This window comes from Candidatus Nanobsidianus stetteri, from assembly GCF_003086415.1.
Lineage (GTDB): Archaea > Nanobdellota > Nanobdellia > Nanobdellales > Nanobdellaceae > Nanobdella > Nanobdella stetteri_A.
Genome location: NZ_QEFP02000004.1, coordinates 89252 through 95961, shown reverse-complemented (window position 1 = coordinate 95961; position 6710 = coordinate 89252). Strand labels below are relative to the sequence as shown.

The following is a 6710-nucleotide window of genomic DNA, read 5'->3' as shown; positions in this document are numbered from 1 at the left end:
AATATCACCATGTGATATTGATGAAAATACATTATTAGTTATAGTAAATGCTATATATTTCTATGGAAAATGGGCAACACAATTTAATAAGGGGGATACTAAACCTAGAAATTTCTATATTTCGCCAACAAATGTTATAAAAGTGCCAACAATGGTTGCAAATGATGTTTCATTAGAAGATGGGGTTTTTGGTAATATATGGGTTATAGAAATACCTTATAAAGGAAATGATATGGCTATGGTTGTAATTCTTCCATATAATCCTTATTACGATTTATACGGTTATGTAGCTAATCCATGTGATGGATTAGAAGGACAAAATTTATGTAATTTATCAGATATATTATCAAATCTTACTTTAAATAACTTATATTATTATTTAAATAATTTAAATGGAACTGTAGCAAATGAATTATACATGCCAAAGTTTAGTTTTAGTGATGAATACAATTTAATACCATATCTCGAATCCTTGGGTATAAATACAATATTTAATCCAGGATCTTCAAATCTTTCAAATATAGTATATTCTAAAGGCTCTAATGAGAATTTATATGTTTCATTATTTAAGCAGGCTGCTTATATTGAAAATAATGAAGAAGGAACCAAAGCTGCTGCAGTAACTATTACAGAAGTTGGAATAGGAGCAGCAATAAATATAATTCCAAGACAAACAATAATAAAAATAAATAGACCATTTATATTTATGATAATTGATTTAAGGACAAAAGAAATATTATTTATTGGCCAGGTTGTAGATCCTCAGTCTTAGAAATCTCGATAAATAAATAATAAAGAAATTAAAATTTAAAATTAAATATTAATATTATGAAATATTGTGAGGAATTTTTAAGTAGAATAACATTGAGTAGATATCCTGAAGTTTATGAAGATTTAGATATAGAAAAAATGAGAAGAATTATTTGTGAAAATATAGATCACTTAATTAGATTAAAAGGTGAAAAAGCTGTTGAAGAAATGATTAATAATGATGTAGTTACTATATATTTTCGAAGATTATTCTTAGTAAAAGAGATCTTAGATATTCCAAAAGAATTTTTAACGTATATATATTTAATTAGAGAAAAGTTTGGTAAAAAAATATTGAAGAGGTTGATACGTATATTAAGGAAATTTGAAGATTTATACCAAATAAATACAATGTCTATAATAGAAACAATTGGAAAAAATATAGAAAATTTAGATAAAGAAAGAATAAAAGTTTTATTAGAGACTTTGGCTTATTTAATAAAAGAAAAATATAAACTAAGAATAGTTATGCATACAGCTTTATCTGAGAGTTTAAATTTAATTGTTGATAAAGATATAGATATTAAGATAGTAAGAGACTTTATAATAAAAGTTATTGGAAGTTTTAGTGGAGAACCTTATCTTATAATAAAATTAAAAGATAAAATTCCGAAGGAAAAATTTGTAAAATTATTAAATATATTTTCTTCCAATGGTTTATATTATAAAGTACAAAATGAAGAAGATTTAATATTAATTTTAAATCAGGTTGTTAGAAATCCTTCAATTATTGATCTTATAGATAATATAAATTTCGAAAAAATAAAGGCAAAAGATTTCTTATTTATTCTAACAAAGTACTTTGAAAATATATATTTTAATGAAAAAATAAATCAGGAAATAAAATTAGAAATATTTAATCAGTTAATAAATAAAGGAGGAAGAATTGTTAGATATATAATAATTCATACAAATAATAAAAAGTATAATTTTATAGATTATGATAAATTATACAATGTTATAAATTTAATAGGAAAGGATCTATTTACAAAATACTCAAATATACTAAAATATTATCCTCAATTTGTTTCTTTTAGATTATATAGATTGATAAATTCTGAAAAAGATTTAGAATATTTAGAAAATGAATTAAATAAAAGAGATCCTTATGAACTTATAACTGACTCTAAAATATTGGAAGAAATATATAGAGGTATAATAAGTAAATATAGTTTAACTTCGGATTATTTGATAAAACTTTTGGATCATATAGTTAAAAAATATGGAAAGAAAAGAAAATTAATTACAAAAATATTAGATGCTATTGAAGAAATAAATAAATTTGATAAATCAGGTTATTTATCTACGATTCTTGCATACAGATTATTCCATATTAAAGATAATATAGGAAAAATTGGGGCTTGGTGTAATTATTTTTCACATGAAAGTACATATTATAAGTGGATTCTTATTAATTTTACGAAAAAAATAGAAAAGATGAGTAGGTAGGAATTTATATAATTATTTTACTATATTTTTTATGCTCTCATTATACTTATAATTTTATATGTTAATGTTAGATGGTATTTAAATTAACCAAAGAATGTAAGTTGATTATAACATTTATATTAAAAATCTTTTCTAACTTAAATTTCTTATGTCCCTAAAAAATATATTTTTATATTTCGTATATATCTGTTTTGGATTTTATTTATTCTTCTAAAAATATATCAAGTCATAATATATAATCTAAGATCTATTTTCTTTTTCGGATTTATTCTTTACTTCTTTAATATATAATCTTAAGACATCTTCTATGATCTTATTAGTCTTTTTCGATATTTCTCTTATATCATCATTTTTATCTTTTTGTTCAAATATAAAATGTCCTACCAAATAAGCAAGGATTGCATCTTCTCTTGGAATTTTAGAAATTCCAGTTTTTTCTTTTAGTTGATTAATTTGATAAAGTTTTTTCTCTAAGAATTCTTTTCTATTTATAATTGGCTCTATTAAGTCAGAATCTTGCAATATATATATTGCTGATAGTTCTGTTGTAGTTTCAAGGTTCAACATCAAATATTTTATTTTCTTATAATCATATTCTTTATATCTAGGATCGTGAGGTTTTATATGCTTTTCAATTATATCATTTATCATAGGATAAGTCATTGGGAAAATATCAGAACTGTCTTTACCAGTTGAATGAACATATTCATGTATAATTGTTTTAAGTAAAGGGTCAGATCCGGAAAATAAGTCATCTCTTATTATTACTATTCTTGTTTTTGATGGACTCCAAAAAGTATATCCTGTACCGATATTTTGTGTATATAAATCTATAAAGTCTTCTAAAGATTTTGAGTCCATTTGTAGTATTTTATCTAGGTAAATTTTTTCTTGTGGTATACCATCCTCAGAAATACTTTTCAATATATCTTTAATATCTGCAGGTAGTTCAGAATAATGTTCATTAACACAGTATTCTAATCTAGCTTGTTGGTCTTGTATTTTATATCCATCAGTTAAAGCACATCCTACAATTTCTTTTAATAGAGAACGATCTATTATATATACTGTTGGATCTTTCTCTTTCTTTTCTTTAGCAAGTTCTAAGAATTCATCTAAGAGAGATCCCTCTCTTATGCTACCCCTATATTTTCTTACTTCATCATTTACTAATTCTGACCATTTATATTCTTCATATAACTTACTCATACTACTATATTATGGTAGTAAAATTTTAAAAGTTTTTAAATGTTTTTAGAGAATTAAATTTATAAAAACTATAGATAGCTTCTTAAACAAATTTTTATATAAATTATTATAAATAAATTTTCTAGTAATTAAAAGAAGAAATAAATAATTCGAATAATAAAAAAGAAGATTTTAAAACTTATAAAATAAAAAATTTATATGGATTTTCTTAAAAATAATTCAATAGATTTCTTTAAAGAAGGAGAAAGAAATTTAAATGAAGGAAAATATAATTTAGCTATGTTTCATTTAGAACAATCATTACAATTAAGTTTAAAATATAAATTATATGAACTAACTGGAACATATGATAAAACAAATGATATTATTATATTATTAAATAAAGTTATTGAATTAGCGAAAGATAATAAATTAAAAGAAATAATGGATGTAGAATATACAACTTTAGAATTAATAAAACAAGCATATATTTCTTCAAGATATTTACCATTTACATATGATAAAAAATTTGCAGAAAAGGCTTATCAAGTAGTTAAAAATATATTAAATGTACTTGGAATACTTTAAAAATAAGTGGGAAGAAAGAATTAAAATATTAAAAAATGCGAGAGAATATGTTAAAAGAATTAAAGAAATTTGTGTTAATGAAATAGATAAAAATTGTAGAATAATTTTATTCGGATCAATTGTTAGAGGAAATTATAGAATAGATAGTGATATAGATATATTGATAATATTACCAAATATTAAGGATAATTTTGAAAGAGCAGAAATTGCTGCAAAAATATATAAAAAATTAGGTATAGAAGATCCTATAGAATTACATATAATATCTGAAGAAGAATATAAAAATTGGTATTCAAAATTTATTGATAAATATGAAGAATATTAAGTTTTATATTAGAAGTATTTAAAAGTTTTTATTAATCTTTATTAAATATATATTTCTAAGTCTAATAATTAGAAAAACAGTCTTTACAAATTTAAGATTTAATGATTTAATTATCTCTTCTAACTTTAATGTATTTTAAATTTACAATATTTCAATTTCTCAAGTTATTATTCATAATCATTATATAAAATTTTTCATATTCTATTGGAAAGAACTTTATTTTTGCTATATAAATGTCTAGAATAGAAAAAGCATCTAACAAAATTTATTTTATGTAGAACCAACTTTATATAATAGATAAGAAATAGGAAAGCTTTTAAAGAAAATTGATAAAATCATAAAAGTGGGTGAAGCAATAAAAGCAATAAATCTTACTAAAGCTTTTGGCAAATTTGTAGCGGTTGATCATATAAATTTTGAAGTTAAAGAGGGAGAAATATTTGGTTTTCTAGGACCCAATGGTGCTGGAAAATCAACCACTATAAAAATGTTAACTACCGTATTAAAACCTACTGAAGGAACTGCTATAGTTAATGGTTATGACATAATTAAAGAACCAGCAAAAGTAAGGAACTCTATCGGAGTAGTACCTCAAGAGTTTACTGCTGATGAAGATTTGACAGGATGGGAAAATATGATGTTAATGGCAGGGCTTTATGGTATAAAGAAGGATGTAGCTAAGGAAAGAGCTAAGGAATTATTAGATATGGTTGAATTAACTCAAGCAATGAATAGAAAAGTACAAACATATAGCGGAGGAATGAGGAGGAGACTAGAAATAGCAATGTCTTTAATTAGTAGACCAAAGATCTTATTCTTAGATGAACCAACTATAGGTTTAGATGCTCAAACTAGAAGTGCAATTTGGAACTATATTATGAAGCTTAAGAAAGAATATGGTATGACTATATTTGTTACTACCCATTATTTAGAAGAAGCTGATCTTTATGCTGATAGAATAGCTATAATTGATCATGGTAAGATACTTGCTATAGGATCACCTAAAGAATTAAAAGAAAGTATAGGAGGTGATGTAATTACTTTGAGTACTTCAAATGATGATGAAGCTATAAAGTTATTACAAAATCTTGATGGTATAATTGATATAAAGAAAGTTGATAATATGCTAAGGATAAAAGTAAAGGATGGAGAAGAAATGGCTCCTAAAATTCTTGAAAAATTAATAAAAAGTGGTCTAAAAGTATTAAAAATGTCAATAACAGAACCTACAATGGATGAAGTTTATATGGAATATACAGGTAGAAAAATGAGGGATGAGGAGGCTGATTCGAAAGAAGTATTTGCAATGAGAAGAACTTTGAGAAGAGCTAGAGAATAAAGATGGTTAAGGAAATAAAAAATAGAGAAGAGGATATAGATAGATCCCCTTTCCATGGTTTGTGGACTTTAACAAATAGAGAGTTAAAGAAATGGTACAAGGCTCCAGTAATTCTTTTATTATCTATTATACAACCAATACTTTGGATAGCACTATTCGGGAAAGCAATGAACTTACAAGCTCTTTTCTCAGGTACAACTCTTTCAATACCAGGATTGAATATACCAAAAGAAATAATTGATCAAATTGGGCAAGAAATATTAAAACAAACTTTTGGAACAACAGATTATTTTTCTTATCTAGCTGCTGGAATGTTATCTTTTATAGTTTTGTTTACTTCAATGCAAAGCGGTATGTCAATGGTATGGGATAGAAGGCTGGGTGTATTGGATAGACTTTTAACAACCCCAGTATCAAGGAGTAACATAATTATAAGTAAAGTATTATCTTCAGTAATTAGATCTTTGGTACAAGCCACCATTGTCCTAATTGTTGCAGTATTATTGGGAATGTCCTTTTATCCTGGAATAAATATATTTGACTTTCTTGGAGCTTATGCTGCTCTATTTTTAATGTCATTTGGACTTTCTTCTTTATTTTTGATGATAGCTATTAGGGCAAGTTCGTGGCAGTCACAAATGGCAGTTATGAATTTAGTAAATTTACCATTACTATTTACTAGCAATGCATTTTATCCTATAAATTCAATGCCTTCATGGTTAAAACCAATTGCAGAAATAAATCCATTAACTTATTCAAATGCGGTAATAAGAGGAATGTTACTCGGTATACAAACAAACCTAACAATAGATTTTATATATCTTATAATATTTGCCACAGTTCTTTCTATAGTTGGTATAATTTTATCATGGAAGTATATTAGTTCTTAAAAATATTTTTCCCTTTTGTTTAATATTTATTGGGTTGAAAGAAAGATAAGAGATTGGTATTCTTTTTCGGAAAAAATCTTTTATTGACAAAGTAAAATTTCATGAGAAATTTGAAATATTC

General features: G+C 24.4%; 7 protein-coding genes. 6 read left to right on the top strand and 1 reads right to left on the bottom strand.

Annotated elements, in window-relative coordinates:
* Window positions 1-772: serpin family protein (locus DDW03_RS01115; RefSeq protein WP_228615226.1), on the top strand; the 772-nt coding region annotated here is incomplete at its 5' end.
* A 56-nt stretch (window positions 773-828) separates the two neighbouring features.
* The gene (locus tag DDW03_RS01110; protein WP_228615225.1) at window positions 829-2259 is read left to right on the top strand and encodes a hypothetical protein; all 1431 of its coding nucleotides are present in this window, start codon (window positions 829-831) and stop codon (window positions 2257-2259) included.
* Window positions 2260-2499: 240 nt separating this feature from the next.
* Here DDW03_RS01110 and DDW03_RS01105 read toward each other — a convergent pair whose 3' ends face one another.
* Complete coding sequence (locus DDW03_RS01105) at window positions 2500-3468, bottom strand: hypothetical protein (protein ID WP_228615224.1); 969 nt, start codon at window positions 3466-3468, stop codon at window positions 2500-2502.
* A gap of 198 nt (window positions 3469-3666) precedes the next feature.
* On the opposite strand from DDW03_RS01105, the gene DDW03_RS01100 reads away from it, so the two are divergent.
* The 4 genes from DDW03_RS01100 (at window position 3667) to DDW03_RS01085 (ending at window position 6589) form a co-directional block, all read left to right on the top strand.
* Window positions 3667-4035, top strand: coding sequence for a HEPN domain-containing protein (locus tag DDW03_RS01100; protein ID WP_228615223.1), 369 nt, complete (start codon window positions 3667-3669; stop codon window positions 4033-4035).
* A complete protein-coding gene (locus tag DDW03_RS01095) occupies window positions 4016-4360 on the top strand; it encodes a nucleotidyltransferase domain-containing protein (RefSeq protein ID WP_228615222.1) in 345 nt (114 codons plus the stop codon). The genes DDW03_RS01100 and DDW03_RS01095 overlap by 20 nt, the downstream gene beginning before the upstream one ends.
* A 343-nt stretch (window positions 4361-4703) precedes the next feature.
* A complete protein-coding gene (locus DDW03_RS01090) occupies window positions 4704-5699 on the top strand; it encodes an ATP-binding cassette domain-containing protein (protein ID WP_228615221.1) in 996 nt (331 codons plus the stop codon).
* Between the two features lie 2 nt (window positions 5700-5701).
* Entirely contained in the window at window positions 5702-6589 is an 888-nt protein-coding gene (locus tag DDW03_RS01085; protein WP_228615220.1) for an ABC transporter permease, read from the top strand.
* Window positions 6590-6710 lie beyond the last annotated feature (121 nt).

What these genes read in the sequence shown, in the direction of transcription:
- DDW03_RS01095 (WP_228615222.1), top strand. Translation starts at nt 4,016, where the DNA reads ATGTACTTGGAATACTTTAAAAATAAGTGGGAAGAAAGAATTAAAATA.
- DDW03_RS01085 (WP_228615220.1), top strand. Translation starts at nt 5,702, where the DNA reads ATGGTTAAGGAAATAAAAAATAGAGAAGAGGATATAGATAGATCCCCT.
- DDW03_RS01110 (WP_228615225.1), top strand. Translation starts at nt 829, where the DNA reads ATGAAATATTGTGAGGAATTTTTAAGTAGAATAACATTGAGTAGATAT.
- DDW03_RS01100 (WP_228615223.1), top strand. Translation starts at nt 3,667, where the DNA reads ATGGATTTTCTTAAAAATAATTCAATAGATTTCTTTAAAGAAGGAGAA.
- DDW03_RS01105 (WP_228615224.1), bottom strand. Translation starts at nt 3,468, where the DNA reads ATGAGTAAGTTATATGAAGAATATAAATGGTCAGAATTAGTAAATGAT.